This is a genomic window from Streptomyces capparidis (assembly GCF_054782095.1).
In genome coordinates, this window is sequence record NZ_BAAGTD010000011.1 from 80697 (window position 1) to 96244 (window position 15548).

Annotated in this window: 10 protein-coding genes; 6 read left to right on the forward strand and 4 right to left on the reverse strand. The window is 74.8% G+C overall.

Going from position 1 to position 15548, the window contains the following annotated elements:
* Positions 1-29 precede the first annotated feature (29 nt).
* The 5 genes from ACYVO2_RS11795 (at position 30) to ACYVO2_RS11815 (ending at position 8924) form a co-directional block, all read left to right on the forward strand.
* Positions 30-626: a DUF6542 domain-containing protein gene (locus ACYVO2_RS11795; protein WP_461007649.1), complete on the forward strand. Its 597-nt coding sequence runs from the start codon at positions 30-32 to the stop codon at positions 624-626.
* A gap of 404 nt (positions 627-1030) precedes the next feature.
* The gene (locus tag ACYVO2_RS11800) at positions 1031-1783 is read left to right on the forward strand and encodes a GntR family transcriptional regulator (protein WP_461007650.1); all 753 of its coding nucleotides are present in this window, start codon (positions 1031-1033) and stop codon (positions 1781-1783) included.
* Positions 1784-2207: 424 nt separating this feature from the next.
* A complete protein-coding gene (locus ACYVO2_RS11805) occupies positions 2208-4793 on the forward strand; it encodes a SpoIIE family protein phosphatase (protein WP_461007651.1) in 2586 nt (861 codons plus the stop codon).
* A 201-nt stretch (positions 4794-4994) separates the two neighbouring features.
* Positions 4995-7607 carry a SpoIIE family protein phosphatase gene (locus ACYVO2_RS11810; RefSeq protein ID WP_461007733.1) on the forward strand — a complete coding sequence of 871 codons (2613 nt, stop codon included), beginning with the start codon at positions 4995-4997 and terminating at the stop codon, positions 7605-7607.
* Between the two features lie 153 nt (positions 7608-7760).
* Positions 7761-8924 carry a beta propeller repeat protein gene (locus ACYVO2_RS11815; protein WP_461007652.1) on the forward strand — a complete coding sequence of 388 codons (1164 nt, stop codon included), beginning with the start codon at positions 7761-7763 and terminating at the stop codon, positions 8922-8924.
* A 67-nt stretch (positions 8925-8991) separates the two neighbouring features.
* On the opposite strand, the gene ACYVO2_RS11820 is transcribed toward ACYVO2_RS11815, so the two are convergent.
* From ACYVO2_RS11820 to ACYVO2_RS11835, 4 genes are all read right to left on the reverse strand, one after another.
* Entirely contained in the window at positions 8992-9762 is a 771-nt protein-coding gene (locus ACYVO2_RS11820) for a succinate dehydrogenase/fumarate reductase iron-sulfur subunit (RefSeq protein WP_461007653.1), read from the reverse strand.
* Complete coding sequence (locus ACYVO2_RS11825) at positions 9759-11702, reverse strand: fumarate reductase/succinate dehydrogenase flavoprotein subunit (RefSeq protein ID WP_461007654.1); 1944 nt, start codon at positions 11700-11702, stop codon at positions 9759-9761. Before ACYVO2_RS11825 ends, ACYVO2_RS11820 begins: the two co-directional genes overlap by 4 nt.
* A 116-nt stretch (positions 11703-11818) precedes the next feature.
* On the reverse strand, positions 11819-12709 hold the full coding sequence (locus ACYVO2_RS11830) for a hypothetical protein (RefSeq protein ID WP_461007655.1): 891 nt from the start codon (positions 12707-12709) through the stop codon (positions 11819-11821).
* A gap of 135 nt (positions 12710-12844) precedes the next feature.
* Positions 12845-13144 (reverse strand): hypothetical protein, encoded by a 300-nt coding sequence (locus ACYVO2_RS11835; protein ID WP_461007656.1) that lies wholly within the window; start codon positions 13142-13144, stop codon positions 12845-12847.
* A gap of 266 nt (positions 13145-13410) precedes the next feature.
* Between ACYVO2_RS11835 and ACYVO2_RS11840 the strand changes: the two genes are divergently transcribed.
* Positions 13411-15465: an ABC transporter family substrate-binding protein gene (locus ACYVO2_RS11840; protein WP_461007657.1), complete on the forward strand. Its 2055-nt coding sequence runs from the start codon at positions 13411-13413 to the stop codon at positions 15463-15465.
* Positions 15466-15548: the final 83 nt, after the last annotated feature.

Here is a 15548-nt window from a genome sequence, read left to right on the forward strand (position 1 = left end):
AAACTTGCCCCTGCCCCTACTTTGGGTGGGTGGAGAGACAACGAGCACCCCGGGACTCCGGGCCGCGCCGGGTTCCGGTCCCCTCCGCGCCGTCGAGGGACTCCGAGCGGCGCGCCCCGCGCCTGCCGCGTCCCTCCCGCGAGTCCGCGGACGGCGCGGCAGCCCCCGCCGCGGGGCGCGCCGCCGCCCGCAGAGCCCGCCCGGCCGCGGGCGAGAGCACCTCGCCCGCCCGGCTCACCGCCGTCGGCACCGGGGTGGTCACCCTCGTGCTGAGCCTGGTCGGGGGCGCCGTGGACGCGTTCGCCGGGGACGGCTTCGGCATGGTCTTCGGGGTGGGCTTCCTGGTGGCGTGCGTGGTGGCGGCGCTCAGGGTCCGCTCCTCCGACCTGGTGACGGCCCCGGTCGCGGCCCCGATCGCGTTCGTCGCCGCCCTGCTGGTCACCACGCCGGGCGAGGGCGGCGGCCTGCTGGGCCGGGCGGTGACGGTCGGCACGGCGCTCGCGGTGAACGCGGGCTGGCTGTACGGGGGGACGGCGCTGTCGGCGGCGCTGGTGGGCACCCGGCACCTGACGCTGCGCAGGTCCGCCGAGGGCTCCGGCCGCCCCCGCCCGCGCCGCGCGGCCTGACCGGGCGCCTCCCCGCGCGGCCGGGGCGCCCGGAGCGCCGGCCGCCCCTTCCCGCGCCGCGCCCGGGAATCGCCGCCCCGCGCCGAGCCCCGCGCCGAGCCCCGGGCGCGCGCGGCGGCGCTCGCCAGGCTGTTCGGGAGGTGCCCCGGGCGCGCGGGCGGGGCCGCCGCGTGGCGCGCCGGTGCGCCCCGGTCTGAGCTGCGGAGGTGGGGATTCCGGCGGCGGCGGGGGCGGTTTCGCGGAGATCACTCGAAGTGATGGGGACGGCTGAAAGGGCCCCTTGATAGCGGAGCGAATCGAGGATCATACTCTCTGTAATCGCTTGGACCGGGCTGCCGCCTCCCTTGCCGGGGTCGGCGGCCGTTGCCAAGCTGAACGCGCCGGTCAATTGTTGGAGGGGCCACGTGCCATTCGGCGAGCAGCCCGCGTACCTTCGCGTCGCGGCAGATCTGCGCAGGAAGATCCTCGACGGGCATCTCGTGCCCGGTGCCCGGCTCCCCTCGCAGAAGCAGATCCGCGAGGACTACGCCGTCTCCGACACCGTGGCCCTGGAGGCCCGCAAGGTCCTCATCGTCGAGGGATACGTCGAGGGCCGGTCGGGTTCGGGGACGTATGTGCGGGAGCGGGTGCGCCCCCGCAGGCTCGCGCGCTCCGGCTACCGGCAGCCGGGCCGTTCCACGCTGTTCCGGCAGGAGCAGGCCGACGAGAAGGCCCTCGGCACCTGGGAGGGCGAGAGCGCGGCGGAGGACGCCACGCCCGAGGTCGCCCGGCGGCTGAACGTCCCGGTGGGCGACCGGGTGATGCGCAGCCGCTACCTGTTCCGCAGCCAGGACGAGCCGATGATGCTCTCGGTGTCCTGGGAGCCCCTGGCCATCACCGGCCGCACGCCGATCATGCTCCCCGCCAAGGGCCCGCTGGGCGGGCGCAGCGTGGCCGAGCGCATGGAGGCGCTGGAGATCGTCGTGGACAACGTGGTGGAGGAGGTGCTCGCCCGGCCCTGCCTGGCCGAGGAGGCCGCCGCGCTCGGCGGGGTGGCCGGCCATGTGGTGCTGGTGATCTCCCGCACCTTCTACGCCTCCGACCGCCCCGTGGAGACCGCCGACATCGTCGTGCCCGCGGACCGCTACCGGCTCTCCTACCACCTGCCGGTGCGCTGACCCGCACGGGCCGCCCCGCCCCCGGGTGGTCCGTGTGATGACGGGCGAGTATGCGCGGGAGCCACCCTCCTGGCTCCCGCGCACACTCTTTTCCCCGGCGCCACCCGGTGGTCCCTGTCGGTGCCCCCGTCAGGTGGAGCTCCGCATCCGGGCGCGCCCCTCAAGGGGGCGGTGTACGGAGCCCCGGCCTGCCCCGCGGCGTCTGCCGTGCCGCCGGGCGGACCGTTCCCCGGCTCCGTCTCGGGAGGTTCGCGCCCGTTCACCTTGCGGCGCGCACCACGAGGAACGCTCGAGCAGTGGCGGAGGCGCCCGGGAGCGGGGGCGCGCCGCCCGGTGGCCCCTGCTGGTGTCCACCCGGCATCTCGGGTAAGAATTATTAGTCCGTTTTTTGTCGGTTTGGGGAACTTCCAGCCTGGGGGACGATGTGACCGAGGCAGTCGGCCCGCCCGGCGCGCCGCCCCCGCCTGCCCACTCGCAGCCCCAGCGCGAGCCCGAGTCCGAGTCCCGGCTCGAACCGCAGTCCGAATCCCCTGATCGGGCCGCCGACCCCGACCCCACCGCCTCCTTCCTGGACACCCTCCGCCTCGCGGTGGTGCTGCTCGACACCACGGGGCGGATCGTGCTGTGGAGCCCTCACGCGGAGCGCGTCCTCGGCTGGCCGGGGGAGCACGTGGTCGGCCGCCGCATCGAGACCTTCCTCCCGGGCCCGGCGCCGACGCCGGAGCCGGGCCCGGCCGCCCCCGCGGCCGCCCCCACCGGCGAGGCCATCCTCGACCACCTCACCCGCCACGGCCGCTGGACCGGCGTGCTCCCGCTGCGCCACCGCGCCGGGCACGCCGTCCAGGCCGACGTCCGCGCCTCCCTGCTGGTCGACGGCGACGGCAAGCCCTACGTGCTGGTGTCGCTGGTGGAGACCAGCGAGGTCCGCACCGTCGAGCAGGACCTGGCGGTGCTCGACTCGCTGTTCCACTCCTCCCCGCTGGGCATCGCCGTCTTCGACACCGAGCTGCGGCACGTGCGGGTCAACGAGGCCCTCAGCCGCATCGACGGCGTGCCGGTGGCGAACCACCTGGGCCGCACCATCTCGGAGGTCGAGCAGGCCACCGGTGTGCGGGTGCCCCGGTCGGGCGAGCTGATGGAGATCCAGCGGCAGGTGCTGCGCACCGGCGAGCCGGTGGTGGACTTCGCCCTGCGCGCCCCCGTCGGCCCGGGCTACCGCTCGGTCTCCTGCCACCGGCTCGCCGACCGCCGCGGCCGGGTCCTCGGCGTGAGCTGCATCGTCACGGACGTCACCGAGCGGTACGAGGCGGCCCGCCGGGCCGAGCGCGTCCGCGAACGCCTCGACCTGCTCAACGACGTCGGCTCGCGCATCGCCGAGCTGCTGGACATGCGGGCGATCGCCGAGGAGGTCGCCGCCGCCCTCGTGCCCCGCTTCGGCGACTACTCCGGGATCGGCCTGCTCCAGGACGTGCTGGAGGGCGGCGAGCTGCCCGCGGCCCCGCACACCCGGCAGCCGAGCCTGCTCCAGCTCGCCGCCGCCCCGCCGCCGCGCGACCCCGCGATGGAGGGGCTGCTGGGCAAGGACCGCCCGCTCACCTTCAGCCGCGGCTCGATGTTCGAGCAGGTGCTGCTGACCGGGCAGCCGAGGGTGGCCGGTTCCACCGAGGAGATCCTGGCCGCCACCCACCCGGACGACCTCCGGGTGCGCACCGCCGTGGAGCTGGGCATCCACTCGGTCCTCGCCCTGCCGCTGCGCGCCCGTGGCGTGGTGCTCGGGCTGATCACGGTGGGGCGGGCGGGCCGCAGGGAGTGCTTCGACGCGGACGACGTGGCGCTCGGCACGGAGCTGGCCGACCGGGTCGCCGGGTCGCTGGACAACGCCCGCCTGTACGCCAGGGAGCGCGACGCCGCGCTGATGCTCCAGCGCAGCCTGCTGCCGCAGCAGGAACTCCAGCCCCCCGGGGTGCGGCTCGCGCACCGATACGTTCCGGCCAGTCACGGCAGGGAGGCGGGCGGCGACTGGTTCGACGTGATCCCGCTCGCGGGCGGCCGGGTGGCGCTGGTGGTCGGGGACGTGATGGGGCACGGGCTGCGGGCCGCGGCCACCATGGGCCGGCTGCGCACCGCCGTGCGCACCCTCTCCCAGCTCGACCTGCCCCCCGGCACCCTGCTGCGGCACGTCAACGGCCTGGCCGACGACCTGGCCCACGGGCCCGACGAGATCCTCATGGCCACCTGCGTGTACGCGGTGTACGACCCGGCGGTGCAGCGCGTGTGCGCCGTGCGCGCCGGGCACGTGCCACCGCTGCTGGTGGTGCCCGGCGAGGGCGGGGGAGGCCGTGAGGTGCGGCCGCTCGACCTGCCCGCGGGCACGCCGCTGGGCATCGACGGCGCCTCCTTCGAGAGCGCCGAGTTCGAGGTGCCGGACGAGTCGGTGCTGGTGCTGTACACCGACGGCCTGGTGGAGAAGCGCGGCGAGGACATCACCGACGGCATCGGGCGCCTGGTGGCCGTGCTGCGCCGGGCGCCGGACGACCTGGAGGCGTCCTGCGACGCCGCGCTCGCGGGGTTGACGCCGGGTCAGGAGCCGGACGACGTGGCGCTGCTCATGGCGCGGCTGGGCCGCATGCCGGAGGACGCGCACGCCTGCTGGACGCTGCCCGAGGAGCCCGGTTCGGTGGCCAGGGCCCGCGCCGCGGTGCGGGAGACGCTGCGCCGCTGGCGGCTGACGCCGCTGGAGGACACGGCGGTGCTGCTCGTCAGCGAGCTGGTGACCAACAGCCTCCGGCACGCCTGCGGCCCGATCGGGCTGCGCCTGGTGCGCGGGCACGCGCTGCTGGTGGAGGTCTCCGACCCGCTGCCGGAGCCGCCGCGGGAGCGCCAGGTGGACGAAACCGCGGAGAGCGGGCGCGGACTCAGGCTCGTGGCACGCGCCTCGCGCCGGTGGGGCACCCGGTACAGCGCGGACGGCAAGGTCGTGTGGTTCGAACTGCCCTTGCCGGGTAGCTGATTTCGGAGCGAACGCGGCGGTTCGTCCTTCATATCGTCTGTAGAAATGGTGCTGTGATCGTCAACACCGTGTGCCGTGCGGTGGAAATGCTGAATACTCGGAGACGGCCGGTCCGGGTGGTGAGCTGGAGGGGTCGGGTACGTGAGCGACAAGCCAGCGAGGGCGGAGACCTCCAACGCAGGTGTGGGCGGTCGGGCCGGTGTGCCCGTGGGGACCGGTGCGCGGCACGGCGTCCCCGCCGCCGGATACGGCGATCCCTACGACGGCGAGGGGACGCGGACTCCCGTGGTGTGGGGTGCCAGCCCCGCCGGCTCCGTCTACGACTATCTGCGCGTCGCGTCGTTCTCCATAGGCCCCGACGGCCGGATCGAGCAGTGGAGCGACCGCGCCGCCGAACTGCTCGGCACCACCGCCGGCGAGGCGATCGGCAAGGACCCGATATCCGCCTTCGTGCCGCCCGACCTGTGGCGGCAGGGCCGCGAGCGCCTCGCGGAGATCCTCGACGGCCGCGAGTGGATCGGCCTGGTGCCCTTCCGCGACTCCTCCGGGCAGGAGGGCCTCGCCGAGGTCTACGTGATGCCGTCCGACAGCGGCGAGGGCCGGCGCGGCGCGCTGTGCATCGTCCTCGACGTGAAGGTGCTGCGCGGCATCGAGACCGACCTCGCCGCCTCCCAGGCCGTGTTCGGCGAGTCGCCGATGGGCTTCTTCCTGTTCGACCTGAAGCTCAAACTGCTGCGGGTCAACCAGCGCTTCGCCAAGACCATGGGCCGCGGCGTCGGCGAGCTGCGCGGCCTGACCGTCCACGACCTGCTCTCCCGGGTGGAGGCCGACCGGATCGCCGCCGCCCTGCGCCAGGTGCTGGAGTCCGGCGAGCCCGTGCTCGACATGCAGATCGTCGGCACCGTCCCCAGCGCCCCCGGCCGCCGCCGCTGGGCGGTGTCCCTGTACCGGCTGCACAGCGGCAGCGGGCGCCCGATCGGGGTCGCCGGCCTCGCCGTGGACATCACCGGGCGCCAGCGGGCCGAACGCGAGGCCGCCAGCGCCCGCCGCAACCTCGCCCTGCTCAACGACGCCACCGCCCGCATCGGCAACACCCTGGACCTGGAGAAGACCGCCCGCGAGCTGCTCGACGTCACCGTCCCGCACTTCTGCGACCTGGCGTCGGTGGACCTGTACCAGGCGCTGCTCAGCGGCGACAACCTGCTGGACACCGTCGGCGGCCACGGCACCGCGGACGGCAGCGGCGAGCTGCGCCGGGTCGCGTTCGCCAGCGCGGTCTCCGACGGCCCCGTCCCGCTCGGCGGCGCCGAGGCGGAGGACGGCGGCCCGGTGCAGGTGGGCGGCACCCACCGCTACCCGTTCGCCTCCCCCTTCGCCAGGGCGCTGCGCACCGCGCAGACCCAGGCCATGGGCGTGGCTGAGGCCACCGAGCCCGAGCTCGGCAACCTGGTGCACTCCACCCTGGTGGTGCCCATGGTCGCCCGCGACACCGTGCTCGGCCTGGTGCAGTTCTCCCGCGCCAAGGGCAGCGAGCCGTTCGGGGAGCGCGACACCGCGCTCGCCGAGGAGCTGGCCGCCCGCGCCGCCGTCTGCATCGACAACGCCCGCCTGTACCGCCGCGAGCACGAGCGCGCCCTGATCCTCCAGCGCAGCCTGCTGCCGCCGGGCAACCCCGAGGCCGCCGGGCTGGACATCGCCTGCCGCTATCTGCCGGGCACCACCGAGGCCGAGGTCGGCGGCGACTGGTTCGACGTGATCGAGCTGCCCGGCCACCGCACCGCCCTGGTGGTCGGCGACGTGATGGGCCGCGGCCTGCGCGCCGCCGTCGCCATGGGCGAGCTGCGCACCGCCGTGCGCACCCTGGCCCTGCTCGACCTGGAGCCCGCCGAGGTGCTCCAGGCCCTGGACGAGACGGTGCGGGGCCTGGGCGAGCCCACCGGCGGCCGCAGCCGGCGCACCAAGGTCAAGGAGCGCGAGGGCGCCGACCTGTCCGAGGTGTACCTGGCCACCTGCGTGTACGCCGTCTACGACGCGGTGACCCGCAGTTGCACCTTCGCCAACGCCGGCCACATGCCGCCGCTGCTGGCCCAGCCCGGCCGGCCCCCGGAGATGGTGGACGTGCCCAGCGGCATGCCGCTCGGCGTCGGCGGGGAGCCGTTCGAGGAGATCACGGTGGAGCTCCCGGACGGCGCGCTGCTCGGCCTGTACACCGACGGCCTGGTCGAGTCCCGCGGCCAACCCCTGGACACCGGCCTCGAGGCGCTGCGCGGCGCGCTGGACGGCCCGGGCCGCCCGCTGGAGGACGTCTGCGACCACGTCCTGACCACCCTGGACACCCACCACGGCGAGGACGACATCGCCCTGCTCATGGCCAGGATCCGGGCGCTGCCCGACGACGCGGTCGGCGACTGGACGCTGCCGCCCTCGCCCACCTCGGTCTCCCGCGCCCGCGAGCTGGCCTGCGAGCGGCTGGGGCAGTGGGACCTCGGGCGGCTGGTGGACACCACCGAGCTGCTGGTCAGCGAGCTGGTCACCAACGCGCTGCGGCACGGCGAGGGCGACATACGGCTGCGCCTGCTGCTGGACCGCACCCTGGTGTGCGAGGTGTGGGACTCCGGGCTCGTCCAGCCGCGCCGCCGCCGCGCCCGGGACACCGACGAGGGCGGCCGCGGCCTGCAACTGGTCAGCCTGCTCGCCGACAGTTGGGGCAGCCGCCGCACCCCGCACGGCAAGACCGTGTGGTTCGAGCTGTCCCTGCCGGACGACGACGGCACCGCGAAGGACCCGGTGGACGCGCTGCTCAGCCTGTTCTGAGGGCCCCGGGTCCGCCCGGCGCCCCGCGGCGGGCCGCCTCTCCGCCGCCCGTACAACTGTGCGGTGCGGCGGCGCGTCTCCTGTGCGGTCGATCAAACCGGCACAGGGGCGCCGCCGTCGCGAGACGGCGCCGCGCCCGGGGAGGGGCACGACGTGAGGACGACAACCCGCATCACCGCCGCCGCGATCACACTGGTCGCGGCGGCCGGCCTGGCCGCGCCGTCCGCGGTGGCGGCGCCGGCCGACAGGCCAGCCGAGGCACCCGCCTCCGCGGCCTGGACCAAGGCGAAGCCCGGCCCGCGGTGGGAGACGTCGCTGGCGGGCACGCTGGGCGAGAGCCACCTCAGGGCGGTGTCGTCCGCGGGCCCGGACGCCGCCTGGGCCGTGGGGAACAGGTACGACCGGCCCGCGGAGCGCTCCCGGGGGGTCATGCTGCGGTGGGACGGCACCGCCTGGCGCCAGGAGACCGCCGAGGAGCTGCCCGACACCCGGTACTGGGAGTCGGTGAGCGCGGTCTCGCGCCGCGACGTGTGGGCGTACGGCGCCGGCCCGGCCCAGGGGGAGGAGGTCCTGGCCCGCTACGACGGCAGGCACTGGCGGCAGGTGGCCCTGCCCGAGGAGCACGACCGGTACTACCTGTCCGAGGTGGAGGCGGTGCCCGGCGGCCGGGCCTGGATGGCCGGAAGCCGCACCATCAGCGCCTACCACGGCGGGCAGTGGCGGACCACCGACCTGGGTGCCGGCAGCAACATCCGGGACCTGGACGCCAGGGCGGCGAACGACGCGTGGGCGGTCGGCAGCGAGGCCGTGGACACCCACCCCTCGCGGGCGCAGGCGTTGGCGCTGCACTGGGACGGCAGGCAGTGGCGGAAGACGCCGTCGCCCGGCCCCGGCATCCACCTGAACAGCGTGTACGCCGAATCGGCCCGCAGCGTGTGGGCGACCGCGTTCACCAGCGGCGACAGCGACCCCGGCTTCGAGCCCCGGGTGCTGCACTGGAACGGCACGGCGTGGCGGGACGTCACCGGCCCGGTGCGGGGCATCGCCCTGCGGGCCGTCACCGGCGACGGCCACGGCACGGTGTGGCTCGCCGGCGACCCCGAGGGCCACCAGGGTCCGCCGGTGTACTGGCGCTGGGACGGCGGGCGCTGGACGAGGACGGAGGGGGCCACCGTCACCGGCGGCTACGCCTACGCCGTGCACGGCCTCGCCCCGGCCGGGCGGCCCGGCCGGTTCTGGGCCATCGGCGACTACTCCCGCAACGAGGGGCAGTACGCCGTGGGCTACGAGATGATCCAGCGCTCCGCGCGGCGCTGAGCCCGGCAACCGGTGCGCGCCGCCTCCCGGGCGGCGCGCACCGGCGGCGGGGCGCCGGGCGGCGGCGTCACTCCTTGCGGCGCCGCAGGATCCTGTCCCCGAGCCACACCAGCGGATCGTACTTGCGGTCCACCGCCCGCTCCTTCAGCGGGATCAGCGCGTTGTCGGTGATCTTGATGTGCTCGGGGCACACCTCGGTGCAGCACTTGGTGATGTTGCAGTACCCGAGCCCGTGCTCCTCCTGCGCCGCCCGCTTGCGGTCGAGCCCGGCCTCCTCGGCCGCGTCCAGCGGGTGCATGTCCAGCTCCGCCACCCGCATGAGGAACCTGGGCCCGGCGAACACCGGCTTGTTCTCCTCGTGGTCGCGCACCACATGGCAGGTGTCCTGGCACAGGAAGCACTCGATGCACTTGCGGAACTCCTGGGAGCGGCCCACGTCCTCCTGCATCATCCGGTACTCGCCCGGCGCGAGCCCCGGCGGCGGCACGAACGAGGGGATCCGCAGCGCCTTGGCGTAGTTGAACGACACGTCCGTCACCAGGTCCCGGACCACGGGGAACGCCCGCATCGGGGTGACGGTGACGGTCTCGGACTCGGTGAACACCGACATCCGGGTCATGCACATCAGCCGGGGGCGCCCGTTGATCTCGGCGCTGCACGAGCCGCACTTGCCGGCCTTGCAGTTCCAGCGGACGGCCAGGTCGGGGGCGACGGTGGCCTGGAGGCGGTGGACGACGTCGAGGACGACCTCGCCCTCGTTGACCTCCACGTCGTAGTCGCGCAGCCCGCCGCCGTCCCGGTCGCCGCGCCAGACACGGAAACGCTGCGTGTGGCTCACCGCTCCAGCTCCTCGTCGGTCAGGTACTTGATCAGCTCTTCCCGCTCGAACAGGTCGAGCAGGTCGGGCCGGATGGGCGGGGTCCGCCGCCGGGTGAGCCCGATGCCGTGCCGGGCGGGCTCCGGCGCGGACGGGTCGGCGCCGTCGCCGTCCAGCCGGCACACCAGGGCCACCTGCCGCCAGGCGCGGTCCATCTCCGGGTGGTCGTCGCGGGTGTGCCCGCCCCGGCTCTCGGTGCGCTCCAGCGCGGCCCTGGCCACGCACTCGGAGACGAGCAGCATGTTGCGCAGGTCGAGCGCCAGGTGCCAGCCGGGGTTGTACTGCCGGTGGCCCTCGACGCCGACCCGCCGGGCCCGCCGGCGCAGCTCGGCGAGGCGCTCCAGCGCCTCGCGCATCTCCGGGGCGCGGCGGATGATCCCGACCAGGTCGTTCATGGTCTGCTGGAGCTCGGTGTGCAGGCCGTAGGGGTTCTCGCCGCCCGCGCCGCCCCCCTCGAACGGCCGCAGCGCCTCGGCCGCCGCCGCGGCCACGTCCTCCTCGCCCACCCGGGGCCGGCCCGCGGTGAGCGCGCCCGCGTACCGCGCCGCGTGCAGCCCGGCCCGGCGGCCGAAGACCAGCAGGTCGGACAGGGAGTTGCCGCCGAGCCGGTTGGAGCCGTGCATGCCGCCCGCGACCTCGCCCGCCGCGAACAGGCCCGGCACCCCGGTGGCCGCCGCCGTGTCCGGCTCCACCTCCACCCCGCCCATCACGTAGTGGCAGGTGGGCCCGACCTCCATGGCCTCGGCGGTGATGTCCACGTCCGCCAGCTCCTTGAACTGGTGGTGCATGGACGGCAGCCGCCGCTTGATCTCCTCGGCGGGCATCCGTGTGGACACGTCGAGGAACACCCCGCCGTGCGGGCTGCCGCGCCCGGCCTTGACCTCGGCGTTGATGGCGCGGGCCACCTCGTCGCGGGGCAGCAGCTCGGGGGGCCTGCGGTTGCGGTCGGGGTCGGCGTACCAGCCGTCCGCCTCCTCCTCGGTCTGCGCGTACTGGCTCTTGAACACGTCCGGGATGTAGTCGAACATGAACCGGCGGTTCTCGCTGTTGCGCAGCACCCCGCCGTCGCCCCGCACCGACTCGGTGACCAGGATGCCCTTCACCGACGGCGGCCAGACCATCCCGGTCGGGTGGAACTGCACGAACTCCATGCCGACCAGCGACGCCCCGGCGAGCAGCGCCAGCGCGTGCCCGTCGCCGGTGTACTCCCAGGAGTTGGACGTCACCCGGTACGACTTGCCGATCCCGCCGGTGGCCAGCACCACGGCGGGCGCCTCCACCACGAAGAACCGGCCGGTCTCCCGGTCGTAGCCGAAGACCCCGGCCACCCGCTCCGGCGCGGCGGTGCCGCCCTCGGCGCGGGCCTTGAGCACCCGGGTGACCGTGCACTCCTGGAAGACCTTCAGCCGCGCCTCGTGGTCGCCGTACTCCCTCTCGTCCTCCTGCTGGAGGGCGACGATCCTCTGCTGGAGGGTGCGGATCAGCTCCAGGCCGGTCCGGTCGCCGACGTGGGCCAGCCTGGGGTACTGGTGCCCGCCGAAGTTGCGCTGGCTGATCCGGCCGTCCTCGGTGCGGTCGAACAGCGCGCCCCACGTCTCCAGCTCCCACACCCGGTCCGGGGCCTCCCGGGCGTGCAGCTCGGCCATCCGCCAGTTGTTGAGGAACTTGCCGCCGCGCATGGTGTCGCGGAAGTGGACCTGCCAGCCGTCGCCCTCGTTGACGTTGCCCATGCTGGCCGCGATGCCGCCCTCGGCCATCACCGTGTGCGCCTTGCCGAACAGCGACTTGCAGATCACGGCCGTGCGCATGCCCTGCGCCCTGGCCTCGATCGCGGCGCGCAGCCCGGCGCCGCCCGCGCCGACCACCACCACGTCGTACGTGTGGCGTTCCGCCTCCGTCATGTCTGGTTCATCCCTCTCTGACCGCGTTGCACGGCCCGTGCGTCGGCCTGGTCCTGTGATGGGGTGCCGGGGGAGGACCCTCCGGCCCCGGGGAGGCCCCTCCCGGGGCGGCCGGCTCAGAACAGCCGCGGGTCGTCGAAGGCGCCACTGGCCACCAGGTACACGTACAGGTCGGCCAAGGCCACGCTGATCAGCGAGGACCACGCCAGCAGCATGTGCCGCGCGTTCAGGGCGCCGATCCAGCCCCACATGCGGTAGCGCACCGGGTGCCGGGAGAAGTGCTTGAGCTTCCCCCCGACCAGATGGCGGCAGGAGTGGCAGGAGAGCGTGTACGCCCAGATGAGCAGCACGTTCGCCCACAGCACCAGCGTGCCGACGCCCATGTGCCCCCACTCGCCGTCCTCGTCGCGGAACGCCAGCACCGCGTCGTAGGTGAGGACGGAGGCGACCAGCACCGCGAAGTACAGGAAGTAGCGGTGGACGTTCTGGAGGATCAGCGGGAAGCGGGTCTCCCCGGTGTACTTGCGGTGCGGCTCGGCCACCGCGCACGCCGGCGGCGAGGCCCAGAAGCCCCGGTAGTACGCCTTGCGGTAGTAGTAGCAGGTGAGGCGGAAGCCCAGCGGGAAGATCAGGATCAGCACCGCGGGCGACAGCGCCCACCAGTCCCCGACCAGGTGCCAGTCGGCGCTGCCGGACTGCATCTCGGTGCAGTTCGACGCCAGGCACGGCGAGTAGAACGGGGAGACGTACGGCGCCGCGTAGTAGTCGCCGTTGGCGAACGCCCGCCACGTGGAGTAGACGACGAACGCCAGCAGGCCCAGCGTCGTCGCCAGCGGCGGCACCCACCACCGGTCCCGTCTCAGGTGCCCGGCCGCGAGAGCCGCGCGCCCCGGGGCGTGCACGCCTGAGCGTGCGGCTCCACGGGGCGCGCGGCGCGGTGCGGGGTCGTCGTCGGGACCGGGGGAGCTGCTGCCCGGGTCGGGCGGGGGGTGGATTCCGGTTGCCAAGGGGTTCTCCGAGTACGGCGGGGGAGCGCGGCACAGCGCCGCCCGCGCGGGCGCGGGCAGGGCGGCGCACAGCGGCCGCCCGAGCCCGGGCGCGGGAAGGTGTCGCGTTGTCGTGGGATGCGGGACGGCGGCCCGTTACGGCGCGTGCCGGTGCGGCGAGCCGATGCCCTCGTCCTCCGCGCCCGCCCACAGCGCCGGGTCGTAGGGGGCGTCGGGGATGGTCACCATCGAGCCGGCCACGGCGGTGCGCTTGCCCTCGCCGGCCATCGCGGCGGCGGCCAGCAGCAGGGCCAGGCTCTCGCGCAGGTGGTCGGCGTCGGTGCGCACCCTGCGTATCTCCAGGCCGTCGCCGAACGCGTGCTCCAGCCGGTCCACGGAGCGGACCAGGTCGTCCACGGTGCGCTGGACCCGGGTCAGGTCGTCGTGCAGGGACACGTAGCCCTCACCTCCGGCGCGAAGCCAATGGGATGCGGCACAGGAATGTGGTGAACATCACGCCCATGCGAGTGTCGCGCGGTGCGCCCGCCCTTGTGAAGGGATGCAGCGCGATTGGCCGAAGACCCGTCACCTCCGGCCGAACGGACGCTGCTCCGCCCGGGTGGGCTTGGCCGCCGCGGCGATGCGCGGGGGCGGCCGCCGGGCAGTCATCGGCCTCGACGGCCCCCGTCACGACCCCGCACCGGACGGCCCGAGGAGCGACCATGCCCGAAGTGCCCGCACGCCCGCGAGCCGGACGCAGCGCCGCCGCCGCCCTGGCCGTCGCCCTGCTGCTGCCCGCCCTGGCCTGCTGCACCTCGCCGGCGCCGCCCCCGCCCGCCTCCGACATCGGCCCGGCCCCGCGCTCCGCGGTCCGCGACGGCGGCACCCTGCGCTGGGCGGTGGACGCGGTACCCGCCACGTTCAACGTCTTCCAGGCGGAGGCGTCCGCGGACACCCACCGCGTGGTCGGCGCCGTGCTGCCCGCCCTGTTCACCCTCGACGACCGGGGCCGCCCCCGGCTCAACCCCGACTACCTGGAGTCGGCGGAGGTCGTCCGCGAGCGCCCGCGGCAGGTCGTGGTCTACCGGCTCAACCCCAAGGCGCGCTGGAGCGGCGGCACCCGGGTGACCGCCGCCGACTTCACGGCGCAGTGGCGGGCGCTGTCCGGGCGGGACGCCAGGTTCTGGCCCGCGCGCAACGACGGCTACCGGCAGATCGAGAAGGTGCGGCGCGGTTCCTCCGACCGGGAGGTGCGGGTCACCTTCGGCCAGCCGTACGCCGACTGGCGGTCCCTGTTCACGCCGCTGTACCCGCGCTCGGTCACCGCCAGCCCGGACGCGTTCAACAAGCACTCCAGGAAGCGGCTGCCACAGACCGCGGGGCCGTACCGGATCAAGGAGATCGACCGCGAGGGCCGCGAGCGCTCGCTGACGCTGGCCCGCGCCCGGGGCTGGTGGGGCGCGCGGGCCAAGCTGGACCGGGTGGTGTTCACCGCCGTCCCCCGGGAACGGCGGGCCGCCGAGCTGGAGCGGGGCGCACTGGACATCGCCGAGCTCGAACCGGTGCCCACCGCCAAGCCCGAGCGCCCCGCGCCCGGGGTGAGGCTGCGCCGCGCCCCCGACGCCGCCTACACCCAGTTGACCCTCAACGGGCACACCGGCCCCCTCGCGGACGAGCGGGTGCGCCGCGCCGTGGCCCGGGCCGTCGACCGCCGCGCCATCGCCGAGTCGGTGCTCGCCCCGCTGGGCCTGCCCGCCCGCCCGCTCGGCAACCACCTGCTGCTGGCCCACCAGGACGGCTACAAGGACAACAGCTCCGCCCTCGGCGGCCATGACCCCGAGCGCGCCGAGGCCCTGCTGCACGAGTCCGGCTGGCGCCCGACGGCCGGGGCCTCCCCGTCCCCGACCGGCGCCGCGGGCCCGCAGCGGCTGCGGGTGTCCGCGTCCCCCTCGCACGGGGAGCCGGGGCCCGCCTCCGCCACGGCCGGCGACGACAAGCCCTCGTCGGGGCCGTCCTCCGGGGAGTCCGGGGGCAAGAAGAGCAAGGAGAGCAAGGAGAGCAAGAAGGGCAAGAAGAACAAGAACAACAAGAAGGGGAAGTCCTCCGCCGAGGAGTCCCGGAAGAAGGAGTCCGGCGACGGCCACGACAAGGAGGCGAAAAAGAAGAAGAAGTCGAAGAAGCGCGACTCCGCCCTCCGCCGCCACGTCACCGTCGTCGAGCCCGCCACCGTCCGGGTGAAGAACGGCAAGCCCTTCACCCTCCGCCTGCTGGTCCCCGACCGCGCCCCCCTGCTCGGCACCGTGGCCGACCGCGTCGCCGAGATGCTCTCCGGGATCGGCGCCCGCACCGAGATCACCCGGGTCGGCCCGGACCGCTTCTTCACCCGCCACGTCGCCAGGGGCTCGTTCGACCTGGCCCTGTTCTCCTGGCCCGGCTCGGCGTTCCCCGCCACCGACGCCCGCTCCATCTACGCCAAGCCGCTGCCCGCCCCGGACGGCTCGCTGATCACGGAGCAGAACTTCGCCCGCGTCGGCACCGACGAGATCGACCAGCTCTTCGAGCAGGCCGCGGGCGAGCTCGACCCGGACGTCGCCCGCCGCCTCGCCGAGCGCGCGGACGCCCGGATCTGGGCGGCGGCGCACTCGCTGCCCCTGTACCAGCGGCCCCAGTTGGTCGGGGTGCGCGAGGGCGTCGCCAACGCCGGGGCGTTCGGCTTCGCCACCCCGCGCTACCAGGACATCGGCTTCCTCTCCAGGGTCGGCCGCTCCGACCGGTGACCGCACACCGGAACGCCGTCCGCTCGCAGCCCCGTACCATGGATCACAGCCGCGGCGCGCCAGCCCGGCGGGCGGCAGTGCGA

Excerpts from the sequence above, each read along its gene's own strand:
- ACYVO2_RS11825 (WP_461007654.1), bottom strand. The coding sequence starts at position 11,702 with ATGACGGAGGCGGAACGCCACACGTACGACGTGGTGGTGGTCGGCGCG.
- ACYVO2_RS11840 (WP_461007657.1), top strand. The coding sequence starts at position 13,411 with ATGCCCGAAGTGCCCGCACGCCCGCGAGCCGGACGCAGCGCCGCCGCC.